The following is a 17,681-nucleotide window of genomic DNA, read 5'->3' on the forward strand; positions in this document are numbered from 1 at the left end:
CCCCCGTTGCTTTTGAAACCCCGCATGTTGCACCCTTTGCCCGTCACCCTTTTCACAGGCACCCTGCCCAAAGACAGCCCATGAAGTTTTCGTCGATCACCCTCCAGCGCTGGATGCTGCTGACCGCTCTGGCGGGCATCGGCATGCTGGTTTTTGGCTTTTACTTGCAGCATGTGGTCGGCTTGAACCCTTGTCCCATGTGCATCGTGCAGCGCTATGCCCTGATCGGTGTGGTGGTGCTGGGCCTGATCGGCTGGCGTTTGCAGGGCAAGGGCCTGGCCTTGGTGGCGCTGCTGCTGGCGCTGGACGCTGGTTTTGGCGGTTTCACCGCGGCGCGCCAAAGCTGGCTGCAGTGGTACCCGCCTGAAATCGTGACCTGCGGCCGCGACTTTTACGGCATGGTCGAAAACTTTCCCCTTAACCGCGCCATTCCCATGATCTTCAAGGGCAGTGGCGATTGCACCAAAGTCGACTGGACCTTTTTGGGTGGCTCAATCGCCAACTGGTCTTTCGTGGTATTTGTGGTTTTCGGGCTGCTGGGTGTGTGGGTCGCGTTCAAGTCGCTCAAGCCACGTCTTTGAGCGGCCGTGTCGGGCTCAAGCTTTCGGCTCAGAGTTTTTTCACCAGCACCTTGCTCTTGCGGTCCCAGTTGTATTTGCGCTTGCGGGCTTCGGGCAGCCAGTCCGGGTCGACTTGATCAAACCCCCGTTTGATGAACCAGTGCATGGTGCGCGTGGTTAGCACGAAGATGCTTTTCAGGCCCATGGCACGGGCCCGTTGCTCGATGCGCTTGAGCACTTTTTCGCCATCGCCCTGACCTTGAGACTGGGGTGATACCGTCAGTGCCGCCATCTCGGCGGTCTTGGCTTCGGGGTAGGGGTACAGCGCTGCGCAGGCAAAGATCACGCCGTCGTGGTCGATGATGGTGTAGTGGTCAATGTCGCGCTCGATTTCGGTGCGGTCACGCTTGACCAGTGTGCCGTCTTGCTCGAAGGGCTCGATCAGTTGCAAGATGCCGCCCACGTCGTCTGCGGTGGCTTCGCGCAGCTCTTCGAGCTTTTCATCAACCACCATGGTGCCGATGCCGTCGTGCACATAAATTTCCAACAGCAACGCGCCATCCACTGCAAACGACAGGATGTGTGAGCGCTCCACGCCCTCTTCGCAGGCCTTCACGCAATGCTGCAGGTAAAAAGCCAAATCGGTCGGCTGCGTCGGGTTGGGGGATGCGGCCAAAATCTGCTTGGCCGTGGCCAAAGGCAGCTCGGTGTCGATCGGGTTGTCGTCGCTGGCCGGTTCATGGGGGTTGATGCGAATGCCCGGAATTTCGGTCAAAAAGATCAGCTTGTCGGCTTGCAACTCGGCGGCCACGCTGGTGGCCACTTCTTCCATGGCCAGGTTGAAAGCCTCGCCCGTGGGCGAAAAGCCAAACGGCGACAGCAGCACCATTGCGCCCATGTCGAGCGTGCGCATGATGCCGTTCACATCCACTTTGCGCACTAGGCCCGAGTGCTGAAAATCCACGCCGTCCACGATGCCCACCGGGCGTGCCGTGATGAAGTTGCCGGAAATCACCCGCACCGTCGAGCCCGCCATGGGCGTGTTGGGCAGGCCCTGGCTGAAAGCCGCTTCGATCTCGTAGCGCAGCTGGCCGGCGGCCTCTTGGGCACAGTCCAGGGCCACGCTGTCGGTGATGCGAATGCCATGCGAGTATTGCGGCGTGTGGCCTTTGGCGGCCAGTTGCTCGTTCACCTGGGGCCGAAAACCGTGCACCAGCACGATCTTGACGCCCATGCTCTGGATCAGTGCCAGATCTTGTGCCAAGTTGTGCAGCTTGCCCGCCGCAATGGCCTCGCCCGCAATGCCCACGACAAAGGTTTTGCCCCGGTGCATATGGATGTAAGGCGCCACCGACCGGAACCAGGGCACGAAAGTGAAGTTGAAGACTGTTGGCATGGGCGGTGGTGTCAAGGCTTGAGCAAATGAAGTTGGCCGGGCGGCAGCAGACGCGTAAAGTCGCGGTCGAATGTGCAGAGTGTCTCACCGGATTGCATCACCATGGCCGCAATCCAGGCGTCGGTGATCAAGTTCCCACTGGCTTGTTGCGTCAGACACACTTGGCGCAGGTTGGCCCAAGTGGCCCCATGGGGCTGGAACTGCAAACCAGGGCAACTGAGCAAGCTGTCCACAAAGTCGATCAGGTCTTGCAGCGGATCGATTTCCCGAAAAATTTTGGGGTTCGTGGTGATGCGCAAAAAACCGGTCACCACGGTGCCCAGCAGCATCAGGCTGGCGCGACCGCTGGCGGCTTGAATCACCGCATCGTCCAGCCAGGCGCGGGCAGGCAAGTGATGGGGGTGGTCGGGCCTGAACGCCGCCACCAGCACGTTCACGTCAGGCGTCATGACAGTTTTTGCACATTCATGCCCGCGTCCATCGCGTCGTACAGAGATTGGTTGCTGCTCGGGTCAATGCCCGGTTGCAGGCCACCACGGGCTTTGGAAACTGGCAACTTGGGAATCACGATGGGTGCCGTCGGCATGTCTTGCCGCACATAAGTTGACAGCAGCTCGCGCACCTTGGCGCTCAGCGAGGTGCCTTCCTGGATCGCCTTGATGCGCGCTTGTTTGACAAGGTTTTCGTCCAACGAAATGGTCAAATTGGTCATGATGAAACTCCCCGGAAAAGTTCACGTGAATGAGTGTAGCACGTGAATGTGTGACGTGGGATAATCGGGCGGTGACTGAGCCAGCAACACCCACCCCCCTCCAAATCGAGTTCCCCGAAGGCCTGCCGGTCTCTGCCCGCCGGGGTGAAATCATGGCCGCCATGGACCAGCACCAGGTCATCATCGTGTGCGGTGAAACCGGCTCGGGCAAGACCACGCAGCTGCCCAAAATCGCGCTTTCGCTCGGTCGTGGGCGGCTGAACGCCAAGCCTGGCGAGCGCGCCCGCATGATTGGTCACACCCAACCGCGCCGCATTGCCGCCAGCTCGGTGGCCAAGCGCATTGCCGAAGAATTGAAGACCCCGCTGGGCGAGGTGGTCGGCTTCAAGGTGCGCTTTCAGGACCGTTTGAGCAAAAACGCTTCGGTCAAGCTGATGACTGACGGCATTTTGCTGGCCGAAACCCAGACCGATCCGCTGCTGCAGGCCTACGACACCATCATCATCGACGAGGCGCACGAACGCAGCCTGAACATCGACTTTTTGCTGGGCTACCTCCGCCAAATTTTGCCGCGCCGCCCTGACCTCAAGATTGTGGTGACCTCGGCCACGATCGACGCCGACCGCTTTGCCAAGCACTTTGCCTCCCGCCACGGCCCGGCCCCGGTCATCATGGTCTCGGGCCGCACCTTTCCGGTGGAGCAGCGCTACCGCCCGTTTGAAGAATCGCGTGAATACGGCCTGAATGACGCCATTGCCGATGGTGTGGACGAGCTTTGGCTGGGCGGGGCGGGGGGCGACATCCTGATCTTTTTGCCCGGTGAACGCGAAATCCGCGAAGCCGCCGACCACCTGCGCAAACACCTGTCGCACCAGCCGCTGACACGCAACGCCGAAGTGCTGCCGCTGTTTGCCCGCCTGTCGCAGGCCGAGCAAGACCAGATTTTTGAAGCATCGAATGGCCGCCGCATCGTGCTGGCCACCAACGTGGCCGAAACCTCGCTCACAGTGCCTGGCATTCGCTACGTGATCGACGCCGGCACCGCCCGCGTCAAGCGCTACAGCCTGCGCAGCAAGGTCGAGCAGCTCATGGTCGAGCCGATCAGCCAGGCTGCTGCCAACCAGCGCGCAGGCCGCTGCGGCCGGGTGGCCGACGGCATTTGCATTCGCCTGTACGACGACAAGGACTTTGCGGGCCGCCCGCGCTTCACCGACCCGGAAATCTTGCGTTCCTCGCTGGCTGGCGTGATCTTGCGCATGAAGTCGCTGCACCTGGGTGTGGTCGAAGACTTTCCGTTCATCGAAGCGCCCTCCAAACGCGCCATCACTGACGGCTACCAGCTGCTGGCCGAGCTGGGCGCGGTAGACGACGACAACGAGCTCACGCCGATCGGCAAAGAGCTGGCCCGCTTGCCGCTCGACCCGCGTGTGGGCCGCATGATTTTGGAAGCGCGGCACCGCGAAGCGCTGGACGAAGTGCTCATCATCGCCAGTGCCATGTCGGTGCAGGATGTGCGCGACCGCCCCATGGACTTGCAGGCCCAGGCCGACCAGCAGCACGCCAAGTTTGACGACGACAAAAGTGAATTCACCGGCCACCTGAAGCTGTGGAAATGGCTTCACGATGCCCGTGGCGGCCATGATGCGGCCCACAAACTCAGCAACCGCCAATACGAACAACTGCTGCGCCAAAACTTTGTCAACATTCGCCGCGTGCGCGAGTGGCGCGACACGCACACCCAACTGCTCACGGTGGTGGCCGAGCACCGCTGGCGCATCAACACCCAGCCTGCGAGTTACGAGCAACTGCACCTGTCCATGCTGGCGGGCCTGCTGGGCAACGTGGGCTACAAGCTTGAGGACGAAGACGTCTATCTGGGCGCACGCGGCATCAAGTTTTACAAGCACCCTGGCGCACACCTGTCCAAAAAGCCGGGCCGCTGGATCGTGGTGGCCGAACTGGTGGAAACCACACGCCTGTTTGGCCGGGGCATTGCCGCCATCGAGCCGCAGTGGCTGGAGCAAGTTGGCGCGCACCTTTTAAAGAAGCAGCTGCTCGACCCGCATTGGGAAAAGAAAACGGCCGAAGTGGTGGCGCTGGAGCGGGCCACGCTGTATGGCCTGGTGGTCTACAGCGGGCGGCGCACGCCCTACAGCCGGGTGGACATGCACGGCGCGCGTGAGATCTTCATTCGCGAAGCGCTGGTGGGCGATCAGTGGGAGACCAAGCTGCCTTTTTTGGCGGCCAACCACAAGATGATCGCCAAAGTCGAAGAGCTGGAGCACAAGTCGCGCAGGCAAGACGTGCTGGTGGACGACGAGCTGATTTATGCCTTTTACGACCAGCAGATTCCGCCCGATGTGTGCAGCGGTCGCCTGCTGGAAAACTGGTACCGCAACGAGAGTGTCAAGCAACCGCGCCTGTTGTTGCTGACCCGCGAAGAACTGATGCGCCACGAAGCCGCAGGCATCACCACGCTGGCCTTTCCCAAGCAAATCCGTTTGGGCGGCACCGACTGCAGCGCCACTTATTTGCACCAACCGGGCGACGCCCGCGATGGCGTCACCGTGACGGTGCCGCTGTTTGTGTTGAACCAAGTCAGCGAAGACCGTTGCGAATGGCTGGTGCCCGGCTTGCTCAAAGACAAGATCCAGGCTTTGCTAAAAAGTCTGCCGCAGCGCCCGCGCAGCCGTTTTGTGCCGCTGCCCGAATCGGCCACGCGCATGGCCACCGAGCTGTCGGTGCCCGAGCTGTTTGGCGCCGGCGCATTGACCGATGTGCTGCTCAAAAAAGTGCGTGACGAAACCAGCCTCGACATCAAGCGAGGGGACTTCAAACACGAGATGCTCAGCCCGCATTTGTTCATGAACCTGTGCGTGGTGGATGAACACGGCCGCCAACTGGGCATGGGCCGCAACCTGGGTGCCCTGAAGGGCGAGCTGGGCGCCAAAGCCCGCGGCGCCTTCCAGGCGCTGGCGCAGCTGAAGGTGGCTGCAGCGCCCCCGTCTGCTGCTGTCGCAGCCAGCGCTTCGACCAACGCGCCAACTGTCGTACCAGACGCCAATCGCAACAACGCCGCCCCAGCCAAAGCCGCTGCCGCCCCAAAACCCTTGGCTCTGCAGCGCTACACCAGCTGGACTTTTGGCGAACTGCCCGAGCTGATGGAAATCAGCAAAGGTGGCCAGACCTTGATCGGTTTTCCGGCCTTGGTGGACATGGGCGACGCCGTCAGCATCGAGGTGTTTGACGAACCCGATGTGGCGGCCAGCAAAAACCGCGCGGGCCTCCGCCGCCTGTTTGCGCTGCAGATCAAGGACGCGCTCAAGTACCTTGAGAAAAACATCCCCGATGTGCAAAAAATGGCCGTGACCTACATGCTCGTCGGGCGGTTGTCTGACGGGACAGGCGGTGGCACCGCCGACGAGCTGAAAAACCAGATCATCGACGTGGCACTCGACCGTGCCTTTTTGCTCGACCCGCTGCCTAACGACGAGATCACTTTCAAGCGCCGCATCGAAGAAGGCCGGGGCCGCCTGACTTTGATCGCCAACGAAGTGGCCCGGCTGGCGGGCGCCATCTTGCTGGAATTTGGCACGGCCACCCGCAAGATCAAAGACACCAAAAACGCACCTGAAGCCACCGCAGACTGTACCCAGCAACTGCAACGCCTGATGCCCAAAAACTTCTTGGCCGCCACCCCGTGGCTGCAGCTGCAGCACTGCGCCCGCTACCTCAAAGCCGTGACCCTGCGCCTGGATAAATACCGCGCCGATCCCACCCGCGACGCCCTGCGCATGGCCGAACTCAAGCCGCAAGAACAACGCTATTGGCGTCTGGTGGCCGAACGCAAAGGCGCCCAAGACGCCCGCATGCTGGAGTTCCGCTGGCTATTGGAAGAACTGCGCGTAAGCTTCTTTGCGCAAGAACTGCGCACGCCGCAGCCGGTCAGCATCAAGCGGCTGGAGAAGGCTTGGGGGCAGTTGAATTATTGAGTGATGGGACACTGTGTCGGCGCCGGTCCAACGTGGTCCACGGGGGTGCGGCGTCAACAAACTCAGCTCTGCATCGGCTTTGCCACCAGCTTCACCCCCAGCGCCGTGCAAACGCGTGCAATCGTGTCAAAGCGCGGATGCGATGTGGGCCGCAGAGCTTTATAAAGCGCTTCTCGGGTCAGGCCCGAGGCGCGGGCCACTTCGGTCATGCCGCGTGCACGGGCGATGGTGCCCAGTGCGTGGGTCAGCTCGCCGGGGTCATTTTCTTCCAGCACCAGCGTCAGGTAGTTGGCCACATCCTCGTCGGTCTTGATGTATTCGGCCATGTCGAAGTCGGGCAGGTCGGCAGCTTTGATTTTTTTGGTCATGGTCAATCACTCCGTGAGGGTTAGGCTCAATGCAATGGCGCGGGCGATGTCGTCAGATTGTGTGGACTTGTCTCCACCACCCAGCATCACGATCAATACGCCGCCTTGCTTCACGTAATACATGCGCCAGCCAGGGCCAAAAAATTCGCGCATTTCACTAACGCCTTCCCCCACAGGGGCCACATCGCCCAGCAGGCCACGTTGGACTTTTTCAAGCCTACGGGCCAATCGGATGCGTGTCATGTCGTCCCTGCGGCTGGCCAGCCACTCATCAAACTCGGGCATGCGTTTAATCGTGTACATAATGATTGTAATCAGTTGTTCACACTTCGCAAGTGTATTGGGTATTCAATTGCTTCTAGCAGGGATCTAGGCGTGGGCCATATTGATGTAGCTATTAAATACTATTTTTAATTAATTCAATTAAAAATAGATTTTTTTGGAGTGAGTCATGGCGTTGGTTCTGAACACCAGTGCGTCTACCTTGCGCAAACGGGAGATCGGCGAAAAGCGTCTCAGTGGCCTATCGGTTATGCCCATGGCTGGGTCGTCATGAAACCCGCCGTGAACCGCTGTGGTGCCCCACTCAGGCAAACTACCCACCTTCGTTCACCTTCCCAGCCGCTGATCGACCTTTTGTCGACCGTTGGGGCGCCTCAATTCCCCTGGAACCACAGCATGGAAATCAAAGTCAATTTTCTCGACAAACTGCGCCTGGAGGCCAAGTTTGACGACTTCACCGTGCTGGCCGATCAGCCCATTCGCTACAAGGGCGATGGCTCGGCGCCGGGGCCCTTTGATTATTTTTTGGCGTCCTCGGCTTTGTGTGCAGCGTATTTTGTGAAGCTGTATTGCGAGACGCGCGGCATTGCCACCGAGCACATCCGCCTGTCGCAAAACAATATCGTGGACCCTGACAACCGTTACCTGCAGACCATCAAGATTCAGGTGGAGTTGCCGGCCGACATGTCCGACAAAGACCGCCAAGGCATCTTGCGGTCCATCGACCGCTGCACGGTCAAAAAAGCCATTCAAGCCGGGCCGGTGTTTGTGGTGGAGGCGGTGGACAACCTGGATGCCGATGCGCAGGCCTTGCTCACCCTCAACCCCGATGCGCAAGCGCAGACCCGCATCGCGGGCAAGGACTTGCCGCTTGAGCAGACCATCGCCAACATGACGGCGGTGTTGGCTAACTTGGGCATCAAGATCGAGATCGCGTCTTGGCGCAACCTGGTGCCCAACGTCTGGTCGCTGCACATCCGCGACGCGCATTCACCGATGTGCTTCACCAACGGCAAGGGCTCGAGCAAAGAGAGCGCCTTGGCCTCGGCGCTGGGTGAATACATCGAGCGGCTGAACAACAACCATTTTTACGCGGGCGTGTTTTTTGGCGAAGACATCGCGCAAGCCGACTTCGTACACGACCCCCGGGAGCGTTGGTTCCAGCCGGGCAAGCGCGACGCGCTGCCCAAAGGCTTGTTGGACGCGCACTGCTTGAGCATTTACAACCCCGATGGCGAGCTGCGCGCCTCGCACCTGTTCGACACTAACTCGGGCAACACCCAGCGCGGAATTTGTGCGCTGCCCTATGTGCGCCAGTCCGACGGTGAGGTGGTGTACTTCCCCTCCAACCTGGTAGAAAACCTGTTTGTGAGCAACGGCATGAGCGCGGGCAACACCTTGGTTGAAGCGCAGGTGCAGTGCCTGTCCGAAATTTTTGAGCGGGCCGTCAAGCGCGAGATTCTGGAAGGCGAAATGGCCTTGCCCGATGTGCCACCAGCTGTGTTGGCCCAATACCCCGGTATCGTGGCTGGCATCGAGGCTTTGGAGGCGCAGGGCTTCCCGGTCTTGGTCAAAGACGCATCGCTGGGCGGTGTGTACCCGGTGATGTGCGTGACCCTGATGAACCCACGCACGGGCGGTGTGTTCGCCTCCTTTGGCGCCCACCCCAGGCTGGAGGTGGCACTGGAGCGCAGCCTGACCGAGCTGCTGCAGGGGCGCAGTTTTGAGGGCTTGAACGACTTGCCCGCGCCCACCTTCATCAGCAACGCCGTGACCGAGCCCAACAACTTTGTGGAGCACTTTATCGACTCCAGCGGCATCGTGTCGTGGCGGTTTTTCAGCGCCCAGGCCGACCACGAATTTGTGGAGTGGGACTTTGCCGGACAAGGCGAAGACGCCACCGCGCAAGAGGCCGCTACGCTGTTCGGCATCTTGCAGGCCATGGGCAAAGAGGCCTATGTGACAGTGCACGACCAACTGGGCGCCACCGCTTGCCGCATCTTGGTGCCAGGCTATTCCGAGGTGTACCCGGTCGACGACCTGATTTGGGACAACACCAACAAAGCGCTCTTGTTCCGCGCCGATGTGCTCAACCTGCACCGTTTGGACGACGAGGCTTTAGAGGCTTTGTTGGACCGATTGGAGAACAACGAGCTCGACGACTACCTCGACATCGCCACGCTGATCGGCATCGAGTTTGACGACAACACGGTGTGGGGCCAGTTGACGGTGATGGAGCTGAAGCTTTTGATCCACCTGGCTTTGCAGCAGCTGGAAGAGGCCCACGAACTGGTGGGCGCTTTCTTGCAATACAACGACAACACGGTGGAGCGCCGCTTGTTTTACCAAGCCTTGAACGTGGTGCTCGAGGTGACGCTGGGCGAGGATTTGGCCTTGGCGGATTACGCCGTCAACTTTCGGCGCATGTTCGGCGATGAGCGCATGGACGCGGCTATGGGCTCGGTGGACGGCAGCGTGCGTTTTCATGGCCTCACGCCCACCAGCCTCAAGCTGGAAACCCTGGACCGGCATCAGCGCTTGCTTGACAGTTACAAAAAACTGCACTCGGCGCGGGCGGGTGTGGCCGCGAAGCGGGCCTTGGTTTGAACCTGCCAAGCTGGCAGCGGCCAGTCGGGTTAAAACCTCACTGTCATGCGCTCACCATTTGCCCGATGCGCCGCCACCGCCAAACCCGCCGCCGCCCCCCTTGAAACCACCACCGGGCCCACCCCCCAGACCACCGCGCCCGCCAAAACGGGCGCGCAGCATTCCGGCAATGCCGACCCAGGTGGTCAGTAGGGTGATAAAGGCCGCCGTCAATGCCAAGGACAGGATGCCCAGCATGAACCAGGTGAAAGCGCCGACGATGGCAGCGGTCATGACCGCGCCGGGAAATCGCCCCAGCACGGCTCGCAACACAAAGCCGAGCAGTGCGCCCGCCACAATGATCCAGGTGATGTCACTGAAAGGGTCAGCAGACTGGCCCACGGAGGGTGCGGGCAGGGGCTCACCATCGACCACGCCCATCATGCGCTGCACCCCTGCCGCGATGCCGCCTGCAAAGTTTTGCTGCCGAAAACTGGGCGTGATGACTTCTTCGATGATGCGTTTGCTGGTGGCATCGGTCAGCGCGCCTTCCAGCCCGTAGCCCACCTCAATGCGCACGGCCCGGTCGTTTTTAGCCACCACCAAAATCGCACCGTCGTCCACTTTTTTGCGGCCCAGTTTCCATTGTTCGGCCACGCGCAGTGCGTATTGCTCGATGGTTTCGGGCTGTGTGCTGGGCACGAGCAACACCGCCAGTTGGCTGCCTTTGCGGGCTTCAAATGCGGCCAATTCTTGCTCGATGTTTTTTTGCTGCTCTTCGCTCAGAGTGTTGGTCTGGTCAATGACATGGCCGGTCAAGGGCGGCACAGCCACTGGTTGCGGCACAGCTTGTGCCAACTTGGGTGGGGGTGGGGGCGGGGTCTGCGCGCTGCAAAGCGGCCCACCCAGCAATGCGCTGAGCAGTAACAAACCGTGAGCGGCCTGCCGCCAATAGATCACTTTGGTGCACCTAGGGCAGGTGCCATGGGTTTGGTCGCAGGCCCAAATTCAACGACAGGGGGTTTCGAAATGGCTTGTTCGTTTTCTACCGTGAAGTTGGGCTTTTCCTTGTAGCCCAGCGCCCAGGCGGTCAGGTTGGAGGGGAAAGAATGCACCGTCACGTTGTAATTTTTCACCGCTGTGATGTAACGGTTGCGTGCCACGGCAATGCGATTTTCTGTGCCTTCGAGTTGGGCTTGCAGGTCAATGAATCCCTGGTTGGCGCGCAGGGCGGGGTAGTTTTCTGCCACCACCAGTAAGCGAGACAATGAGCCCGACAGGTCTTTTTGGGCCTGCTGAAATTTCTGGAAGGCTTGCGGGTCGTTCACCAATTCGGGCGTGGCCTGAATCGACGTGGCTTTGGCCCGCGCCTCCACAACGGCTTGCAGGGTGTTTCGCTCAAAGTCGGCCTGACCTTGCACCACGTTCACCAGATTGGGAATCAAGTCGGCACGGCGTTGGTATTGGCTGAGCACCTCGGACCAACTGGCCTTGATCTGCTCGCTGCCACTTTGAAAGCGGTTGTAGCCACAACCCGTCAGGCTCAGGGTGGCGGCCACCAAAAGCAGGGCGATCCATCGGTGCAATGCAGATGTCATGACTGATCTTTCGGGGTGAGTAACAGGCTTTCAATAACTGGCCCTCGATCAGGGTATGCAATTCAAAGTCAAAACACTGTGCGCTAACAGACATGCTCAGGGATACGATCAGGGACACGCTCAAGAATACTGTCAAGACCACGCGCAGGGACATGGTCAGTTGGAGCACAGACACGAGGGGCTTGCGTTTGAACAATGGCGCTTTCCATAGCACTTGAGTTCAAGCCATGAAAACAGACAAACAACTGCAAAAAGACGTGATGGCCGAGCTGTCATGGGAGCCTTCCATCAATGCGGCACACATCGGGGTCGAGGTCGAGCAAGGCGTGGTGACGCTGTCCGGGCATGTCGACAACCTCACCCAGAAGTGGACGGCCGAGCGTGTGGTCAAACGTGTCGGAGGTGTGCGTGCCGTAGCGTTTGACCTGGCGGTGAATCTGGCCGACTCTGACAAACGCAACGACACCGACATTGCCCTGTCAGCCATCAACACCTTGGATTACGCCAGCTCGATCCCCAAGGGGATGATTCACGTCACTGTTGAGGATGGTGTGGTGACCATGCGCGGAGAGGTCTCCTGGGATTTCGAACGTCAGGCTGCCGAGTCCATGCTTCGGGGGCTGCACGGGGTGCGCAATGTGATCAACCTGGTCTCGATCAAACCCAGGGTGAGCCTGACCGCTGTCAAAGCTGAAATCGAGGCCGCCCTCAAGCGCCGTGCTTACCTGGACGCACAAGAGATCAATGTCACGGTAGAGGGCGACGCCATCACCCTCGGTGGCAAAGTGCACAGCTGGACCGAAAAGAACCTGGCCATCCATTCCGCATGGAGCACACCGGGCGTGCGTTCGGTGATCGACAAGACAGTGATTGTTTGAGCGCCCTGTTGGCTGAGGCTTCGGCCAACAGCGGGGCTGGTTCGCTTCTAAGTGGGAGGTTTAGTTTGTTAATCGTGCAGGCTTGACCAGCTCGATTTCGAACTTGGCTTCATACGGTGGCACATGGCACTCCACGATATCGTCTGGGGCCACAGCCAACTGCACCCCCACCACATCGGCATGCACGGGCAAACGGGTGGTGCATCGGTTTGCCAAGCACACCAGCTTGATGCAGGCAGGTTTTTTTTGCAATAAATATGGCAAGACCTTCAGCACCGAATGGCCGGTGTACAACACATCGTCGACCAACAAAACGGTGTGGCCCGTCAAGTCCAGTGCGGCATGTTGCGCTTGCTCGGTCAGCAGGGTGTCGGGGTGCAGTAAGCGCAAGTCGTCTGCATAGCGTTTAACGAGCAGGTCCAGCCGAAGTGGAGGTTTGAGGCCATGCAAACGCACCATGCGCTCCGTCAGCATGTCGCCCAAGGGTGCGCCTCGCCGCAACACGCCGACTACGGCCACAGGCTTGTCGCCAGGGAGCAATGCCATCGTTTGCCTGGCCATGTTGTCCATCACCACATTCAACTCGGCGGTGTTGTAAAGGCAGATCCTTGATTCGGTGGAGGTGTTCATGCGCGCAGGCCCTTTGAGCATGGGGTGTTGAGGTGCCGCGACATCGGGCACTTGGTCTTTTTACAAAAATTCTTGCCGTGCTTGTTTGATCTGTGTCGTGAAAAAGGCTGGTTGAGCTGGCGTGGTGAGAGCAGGGCTGATGCCCAAGTGACCTGGGTCAGTTCGTTGTCACTTTAGGATCGGGGCATCGAAAGGCGTTTGATGTCCCAAGCTCTGTCTGCATCGTTTAGGCGTTTGGCCTTGTCGAACCTTCTGGCCCAGTTGGCTGAGCAACTGAGCCTGGCCGCAGTGCCCATCGTGGCTGTGCTGCTGCTGAAGGCCGGGCCGGGCGAGATCGGATTTCTCGCGGCCATTCAGTCACTGCCGTTTTTGCTGTTGTCCATGCCTTTGGGTTTGTTGGCCGATCGCACCTCGCGCACGCGCTTGATGGCATGGGCAGAGGCTCTGCGCGCACTGGCCTTGCTGTTGTTGTTGGCACTCATCCTCTCAGGCCATGTGTCGATCACGGCCTTGGCGGTCATTGGTTTTTTGGCGGCGGTGGGCACGGTGGCTTTCAGCGTGGCGGCACCTTCGCTCGTGCCTGCGTTGGTGCAGGTCGATGGTTTGGCGCAGGCCAACGGCCGACTGGAGCTGGCGCGCAGTGCGGCGTTTGCCGCAGGGCCAGCCCTGGCTGGGGCCTTGATCGCTTGGACCGGCGCGTCAGCGGCGTTTGTCTTGTCGGGCATGCTGTCGGTGGCGGCGGTACTTTGTTTGCGGGGTATCCGTGAGCCTGTGCGTGCGGCGATGCCCGCGCGCCATCCTTTGCTGGAGCTGCAGGATGGGGCCAGATGGGTATGGCAAAGTGATTTGCTGCGGCCCATCGTGTATTGCTCAATCGCCTGGAACATCTCGTGGTTCATGCTGCAGGCAGCCTATGTGCCGTATGCGATCAATGAGCTGGGGCTGGACGCCAGTGGCGTGGGCGTCACGCTGGCCTGCTATGGCGTGGGCATGATCGTGGGGGCCTTGCTGGCGCCGCGGGTGGTGGGCTGGTTGCCGTTTGGCCAGGCGATTTTGCTGGGGCCGTATTGCTCGGTGTTGGCATCGTTCACGATGGCCATGACCTTGTTCTGGCCACACGGCTGGCTGGCCGCGCTGTCGTACTTTTTGTTCGGTGCGGGGCCGATCATTTGGACCATCACATCGACCACCTTGCGCCAGACCGTCACGCCACGCGCCATGATCGGGCGGGTCACGTCCATCAACATCGTGGTCAGCACAGGTGCCCGTCCGCTGGGTGCAGCGCTGGGCGGCGTGTTGGGGGTGAACTTTCCGGCCTCGGTCAGCCTGTGGTGTGTGGTGTTGGGCTTTTGCCTGCAGGCGTTGTTTATTGGCGCGTCCAAGGTGCGCACCCTCAAGCGCCTGCCCGATCCGCTGCCAGACTGAGCTGCGGGGGCAGCGCAGACCCGGCGATCAGCGCGGCAGCGTCATCAAGGGGATGTCTTTGGCCACCGCCAGTTTGTCCAGCTGCGCTCGTGTTTGGCTGGCTAAAAAGGCCTCAATGGCTTGGCGGGTGCTTGGCTTGAAAAGGTCTTTGACCGGATGCGAAAGCTGGACGCCAGCGGCTTCGCACAGGCTGGCGGCAAAGTGTGGCTCGAGTGCAGCCACAGCCACGCGGCCGTTTTTGCAGGCGTACATGCGGTAACCCGCGTGCGCGCCGCCCACCGCACCTTCGGGTGTGGTCATGCGCAGCTGGCGGGGCAGTGCCAGCCAGGCAGCGGCATCCGACAAGGCCACCTCGTGGCGTGAGCCTTTGCCCGTGGTCTTGAGCGAGATCAGCGCCTTGAGTGTGGCTTCGCTGGCCATGAGCGCGCCGCCCATGTCGGCAAACAAACTCGGGGGCAAGTCCATGCCGGTGACCAGGCCCACCTCGGCCTGGTAGGTCAGATCATGGCCAGGAATTTCGGCCAGCGCACCTGGGGCGCCCACCACTTCGATCAGGCTGAGCGCGGGGTATGGCTTGTGCAGGGCTTTCCAGTTCAGGCCGAGTTTGGTCAGGGCCGATGGCCGAAAAGAGGTCAGCAAAATGTCGGTGGTGGGCAGCAGTTTGTGCAGGGCCGCCTGGCCAGCTGCTGTCTTGAGGTCCAGGGTTTTGTGCTTGATGCCTTGGTGCATCAAGTCGTAACCGCTGGGCGTGTAATGCTGCATCGGGTCGCCGCTGGGCGGGTTGATCTTGGTGCAGCTAGCGCCCATCTGTGCCAGTCGCATCAGGGCCGCAGGGCCGGGCAGGTTCAGGGCCAGGCTGACGATGCGCACACCGCGCAGGGGTTTGGAGGGTGACATGCAAGGGCCTTTGAGTCAGGACGTCACCGCGCTGTGCCGTGACGTTTCAAACCGCATTATGGGCAAGGCCCTGACGCCGCTCTGTCGCCAGGGTGGCGGGGGAGGGGTGTCGAGGTGGATGGGTCTGATGGCTTCGTCGAGGAAGCGCTTCATTCACCAAAATTCAGCGGCAAGCCCACATAGTTTTCGGCCATGGTGCGCGAGCCCGCTTCGCTGTGGATCAGGTAGTCCAGTTCAGCGTCCTGAAATTTCTGACCGATGTCGCCGTTCTCAGGAAAGTGGTGCATCAAGCTGGTGAACCACCAGCTGAAGCGTTCGGCACGCCAGATGCGGCGCAGGCAGCGTTCTGAATAGTTGTCGATGCCGGCTTCGGTTTTGTTTTGGTAAAACTCGATCAAAGCGTTGGACAGGTATTTCACATCGGTCGCCGCCAGGTTCAGGCCTTTGGCGCCAGTGGGTGGCACGATGTGGGCGGCGTCACCGGCCAGGAACATGCGGCCAAAGCGCATGGGCTCGGTGACAAAGCTGCGCAGTGGGGCAATGCTTTTCTCGATGCTCGGCCCCGTCACCAGATGTTCGCGGGCTTCGGGGTCCAGCCGATGGCGCAACTCAGCCCAGAAGGCATCGTCAGACCATTGCTCGACTTTGTCGGTCAATGGCACTTGCAGGTAATAGCGGCTGCGTGTGGCGCTGCGCTGCGAGCACAGGGCAAAGCCCCGGGTGCTGTTGGCGTAAATCAGTTCGTGGTGCACGGGCGGTGTGTCTGACAAAACGCCGAGCCAGCCGAAGGGGTAGACCTTTTCATATTCCTTGATCGCACTTTGCGGGGCACTTGCGCGGCACACGCCATGAAAGCCGTCGCAGCCTGCAATGAAATCACAATCGATGGTGTGCTGCTGGCCATCTTTTTCATAGCTGACGCGGGGCTTGGCGGTGTCAAACCCATGCACTTGCACGTTGTGGGCTTCGTAGACCGTTGGCAAGCCCGCCGCTTGGCGTGCGTCCATCAGGTCGCGGGTCACCTCCGTCTGGCCATAGACCATGACGTTTTTCCCACCTGTGAGTTGGTTCATGTCGATGCGGTGGCGTGCGCCCTTGAACAGCAGGTCAAAGCCGCCGTGGACCAGGCCTTCCTTGTGCATGCGTCCACCCACTCCGGCTTCGTCGAGCAAGTCCATGCTGACTTGTTCGAGCACGCCTGCACGTATGCGCGAGAGCACGTAATCGCCACTTTGGCGCTCCACGATGACGGCATCAATGCCCGCTTTGTGCAGCAGTTGCCCGAGCAACAGGCCTGAGGGGCCAGCGCCAACTATGGCGACCTGGGTGCGGGTGGTGGTCATGGGCGGGTTCCTGGTTGCGTTCATTTTCAATACTGCAAGCTTAGGCGCGTAGCTTTAAACGTGGCAAAAGTTTGTTCGAGTTTGTGCGATTGATCAATAACTTGTGCGATCATCGCGCAAATTGATGCAGCTTGAAAGATCCGACCATGCCCATTGCCAAAGCAGATTTCATTGAAGGCCTGGCCAAAGGCTTAGCTGTGCTGGAGGCTTTTGACACCGATCGCCAACGGCTGAACGCCACCCTGGCTGCTCAGCGCACCGGCATCACCCGCGCTGCGGCTCGGCGGCATTTGCTGACGCTGGCCGAGCTGGGTTATCTGGAGACCGATGGCAGCCATTACTGGTTGTCGGCCAGGGTGCTGCGATTTGCCGGCAGTTACATGGCGACCTCGCGGCTACCGCGTTCGTTGCAGCCCACCCTCAACCGCCTTGCGCAGCAAACGCAGGCAGCTTTCAGCGCCGTGGTGCTGGACGGAGGGGAGGGCGTGATCGTGGCGCGCAGTGCGGGCTCAGCCGATCCGGTGCGGCATCTGGCGTATGGCTTGCACCTGGGAGCACGTTTGCCCGCGCACACCACCTCCACAGGGCGGGTGCTTTTGGCCAATTTGCCCAAGGCCGAATTCAACACTTGGCTCAAGGGGCGCACGTTGGCCCGTATCACGCCGCAGACCGAAGTGGGCACCGGCAAATTCAAGGCCTTGATTGATCAGGTGCGGCGCGACGACCACTGCCTGGCCCGCGATGCACACGAGTTGGGCATCCACGCCCTGGCTGTGCCCTTGCGCAACATGCAAGGCCAAACACTGGCTGCGCTGAATGTGGTGGGCAGTGCCGATCAATTGTCCGATGCGGCCGTGCAGCGCAAGTGGTTGCCCTTGCTGCTGGATGCCGCACGCGAGTTGCGGCCTTTGTTGTGAACTGGTAAAGCCGCTTCAAGTTTGCATGCGCAAATTGAACTGCCTGACACCCAATTCGTCCATTTGTCGCTGCTCGTGTCCCTGATGGCCAGTCCAA

General features: G+C 60.4%; 16 protein-coding genes. 6 read left to right on the plus strand and 10 right to left on the minus strand.

The window, feature by feature from the left end; all coding sequences use genetic code 11:
* Window positions 1–80 precede the first annotated feature (80 nt).
* Window positions 81–581: a disulfide bond formation protein B gene (locus ACIQ3A_RS02225; RefSeq protein WP_396430196.1), complete on the plus strand. Its 501-nt coding sequence runs from the start codon at window positions 81–83 to the stop codon at window positions 579–581.
* 28 nt (window positions 582–609) lie between these two features.
* Here ACIQ3A_RS02225 and argA read toward each other — a convergent pair whose 3' ends face one another.
* From argA to ACIQ3A_RS02240, 3 genes are read right to left on the minus strand one after another with little or no spacing between them, the layout of a single operon-like run.
* The gene (argA, locus tag ACIQ3A_RS02230) at window positions 610–1,956 is read right to left on the minus strand and encodes an amino-acid N-acetyltransferase (RefSeq protein ID WP_396430131.1); all 1,347 of its coding nucleotides are present in this window, start codon (window positions 1,954–1,956) and stop codon (window positions 610–612) included.
* An 11-nt stretch (window positions 1,957–1,967) separates the two neighbouring features.
* Window positions 1,968–2,405, minus strand: coding sequence for a TA system VapC family ribonuclease toxin (locus ACIQ3A_RS02235; protein ID WP_396430132.1), 438 nt, complete (start codon window positions 2,403–2,405; stop codon window positions 1,968–1,970).
* A complete protein-coding gene (locus tag ACIQ3A_RS02240) occupies window positions 2,402–2,668 on the minus strand; it encodes a DUF6364 family protein (protein WP_396430133.1) in 267 nt (88 codons plus the stop codon). Before ACIQ3A_RS02240 ends, ACIQ3A_RS02235 begins: the two co-directional genes overlap by 4 nt.
* Window positions 2,669–2,820: 152 nt before the next feature.
* Between ACIQ3A_RS02240 and hrpA the strand changes: the two genes are divergently transcribed.
* The gene (gene hrpA, locus ACIQ3A_RS02245; protein ID WP_396430197.1) at window positions 2,821–6,660 is read left to right on the plus strand and encodes an ATP-dependent RNA helicase HrpA; all 3,840 of its coding nucleotides are present in this window, start codon (window positions 2,821–2,823) and stop codon (window positions 6,658–6,660) included.
* 62 nt (window positions 6,661–6,722) lie between these two features.
* Here the strand turns inward: hrpA and ACIQ3A_RS02250 are convergent, their stop codons facing one another.
* Together ACIQ3A_RS02250 and ACIQ3A_RS02255 are read right to left on the minus strand one after the other, a co-directional pair.
* A complete protein-coding gene (locus tag ACIQ3A_RS02250; RefSeq protein ID WP_396430134.1) occupies window positions 6,723–7,028 on the minus strand; it encodes an addiction module antidote protein in 306 nt (101 codons plus the stop codon).
* Window positions 7,029–7,034: 6 nt separating this feature from the next.
* On the minus strand, window positions 7,035–7,331 hold the full coding sequence (locus ACIQ3A_RS02255; protein ID WP_396430135.1) for a type II toxin-antitoxin system RelE/ParE family toxin: 297 nt from the start codon (window positions 7,329–7,331) through the stop codon (window positions 7,035–7,037).
* A 375-nt stretch (window positions 7,332–7,706) separates the two neighbouring features.
* Between ACIQ3A_RS02255 and ACIQ3A_RS02260 the strand changes: the two genes are divergently transcribed.
* Entirely contained in the window at window positions 7,707–9,917 is a 2,211-nt protein-coding gene (locus ACIQ3A_RS02260) for an OsmC domain/YcaO domain-containing protein (protein WP_396430136.1), read from the plus strand.
* A 51-nt stretch (window positions 9,918–9,968) separates the two neighbouring features.
* Here the strand turns inward: ACIQ3A_RS02260 and ACIQ3A_RS02265 are convergent, their stop codons facing one another.
* Window positions 9,969–10,856 (minus strand): TPM domain-containing protein, encoded by an 888-nt coding sequence (locus ACIQ3A_RS02265; RefSeq protein WP_396430137.1) that lies wholly within the window; start codon window positions 10,854–10,856, stop codon window positions 9,969–9,971.
* The gene (locus ACIQ3A_RS02270) at window positions 10,853–11,494 is read right to left on the minus strand and encodes a LemA family protein (protein ID WP_396430138.1); all 642 of its coding nucleotides are present in this window, start codon (window positions 11,492–11,494) and stop codon (window positions 10,853–10,855) included. Before ACIQ3A_RS02270 ends, ACIQ3A_RS02265 begins: the two co-directional genes overlap by 4 nt.
* 227 nt (window positions 11,495–11,721) lie before the next feature.
* Between ACIQ3A_RS02270 and ACIQ3A_RS02275 the strand changes: the two genes are divergently transcribed.
* The gene (locus ACIQ3A_RS02275) at window positions 11,722–12,372 is read left to right on the plus strand and encodes a BON domain-containing protein (protein WP_396430139.1); all 651 of its coding nucleotides are present in this window, start codon (window positions 11,722–11,724) and stop codon (window positions 12,370–12,372) included.
* A 60-nt stretch (window positions 12,373–12,432) separates the two neighbouring features.
* Here the strand turns inward: ACIQ3A_RS02275 and ACIQ3A_RS02280 are convergent, their stop codons facing one another.
* Window positions 12,433–13,002 (minus strand): phosphoribosyltransferase family protein, encoded by a 570-nt coding sequence (locus ACIQ3A_RS02280; protein WP_396430140.1) that lies wholly within the window; start codon window positions 13,000–13,002, stop codon window positions 12,433–12,435.
* A gap of 201 nt (window positions 13,003–13,203) precedes the next feature.
* Between ACIQ3A_RS02280 and ACIQ3A_RS02285 the strand changes: the two genes are divergently transcribed.
* Window positions 13,204–14,427: an MFS transporter gene (locus ACIQ3A_RS02285; protein WP_396430141.1), complete on the plus strand. Its 1,224-nt coding sequence runs from the start codon at window positions 13,204–13,206 to the stop codon at window positions 14,425–14,427.
* A 27-nt stretch (window positions 14,428–14,454) separates the two neighbouring features.
* Here ACIQ3A_RS02285 and ACIQ3A_RS02290 read toward each other — a convergent pair whose 3' ends face one another.
* Both ACIQ3A_RS02290 and pobA read right to left on the minus strand, forming a co-directional pair.
* A complete protein-coding gene (locus ACIQ3A_RS02290) occupies window positions 14,455–15,324 on the minus strand; it encodes a CoA transferase (protein WP_396430142.1) in 870 nt (289 codons plus the stop codon).
* Window positions 15,325–15,473: 149 nt separating this feature from the next.
* Complete coding sequence (gene pobA, locus ACIQ3A_RS02295) at window positions 15,474–16,667, minus strand: 4-hydroxybenzoate 3-monooxygenase (RefSeq protein ID WP_396430144.1); 1,194 nt, start codon at window positions 16,665–16,667, stop codon at window positions 15,474–15,476.
* 146 nt (window positions 16,668–16,813) lie between these two features.
* Here pobA and ACIQ3A_RS02300 point away from each other — a divergent pair, with 146 nt between their 5' ends.
* Window positions 16,814–17,584 carry an IclR family transcriptional regulator C-terminal domain-containing protein gene (locus ACIQ3A_RS02300; protein WP_396430145.1) on the plus strand — a complete coding sequence of 257 codons (771 nt, stop codon included), beginning with the start codon at window positions 16,814–16,816 and terminating at the stop codon, window positions 17,582–17,584.
* The last annotated feature ends 97 nt before the right edge of the window (window positions 17,585–17,681 follow it).

Source organism: Limnohabitans sp. (genome assembly GCF_044361985.1).
Lineage (GTDB): Bacteria > Pseudomonadota > Gammaproteobacteria > Burkholderiales > Burkholderiaceae_C > Limnohabitans_A.

Coding starts and splice junctions, on each gene's coding strand:
- ACIQ3A_RS02240 (WP_396430133.1), bottom strand. CDS start 2,668: ATGACCAATTTGACCATTTCGTTGGACGAAAACCTTGTCAAACAAGCG.
- ACIQ3A_RS02300 (WP_396430145.1), top strand. CDS start 16,814: ATGCCCATTGCCAAAGCAGATTTCATTGAAGGCCTGGCCAAAGGCTTA.
- ACIQ3A_RS02290 (WP_396430142.1), bottom strand. CDS start 15,324: ATGTCACCCTCCAAACCCCTGCGCGGTGTGCGCATCGTCAGCCTGGCC.
- pobA (WP_396430144.1), bottom strand. CDS start 16,667: ATGACCACCACCCGCACCCAGGTCGCCATAGTTGGCGCTGGCCCCTCA.
- ACIQ3A_RS02260 (WP_396430136.1), top strand. CDS start 7,707: ATGGAAATCAAAGTCAATTTTCTCGACAAACTGCGCCTGGAGGCCAAG.
- ACIQ3A_RS02285 (WP_396430141.1), top strand. CDS start 13,204: ATGTCCCAAGCTCTGTCTGCATCGTTTAGGCGTTTGGCCTTGTCGAAC.
- ACIQ3A_RS02275 (WP_396430139.1), top strand. CDS start 11,722: ATGAAAACAGACAAACAACTGCAAAAAGACGTGATGGCCGAGCTGTCA.
- ACIQ3A_RS02255 (WP_396430135.1), bottom strand. CDS start 7,331: ATGTACACGATTAAACGCATGCCCGAGTTTGATGAGTGGCTGGCCAGC.
- argA (WP_396430131.1), bottom strand. CDS start 1,956: ATGCCAACAGTCTTCAACTTCACTTTCGTGCCCTGGTTCCGGTCGGTG.
- ACIQ3A_RS02280 (WP_396430140.1), bottom strand. CDS start 13,002: ATGAACACCTCCACCGAATCAAGGATCTGCCTTTACAACACCGCCGAG.
- ACIQ3A_RS02235 (WP_396430132.1), bottom strand. CDS start 2,405: ATGACGCCTGACGTGAACGTGCTGGTGGCGGCGTTCAGGCCCGACCAC.
- ACIQ3A_RS02225 (WP_396430196.1), top strand. CDS start 81: ATGAAGTTTTCGTCGATCACCCTCCAGCGCTGGATGCTGCTGACCGCT.
- ACIQ3A_RS02250 (WP_396430134.1), bottom strand. CDS start 7,028: ATGACCAAAAAAATCAAAGCTGCCGACCTGCCCGACTTCGACATGGCC.
- hrpA (WP_396430197.1), top strand. CDS start 2,821: ATGGCCGCCATGGACCAGCACCAGGTCATCATCGTGTGCGGTGAAACC.
- ACIQ3A_RS02270 (WP_396430138.1), bottom strand. CDS start 11,494: ATGACATCTGCATTGCACCGATGGATCGCCCTGCTTTTGGTGGCCGCC.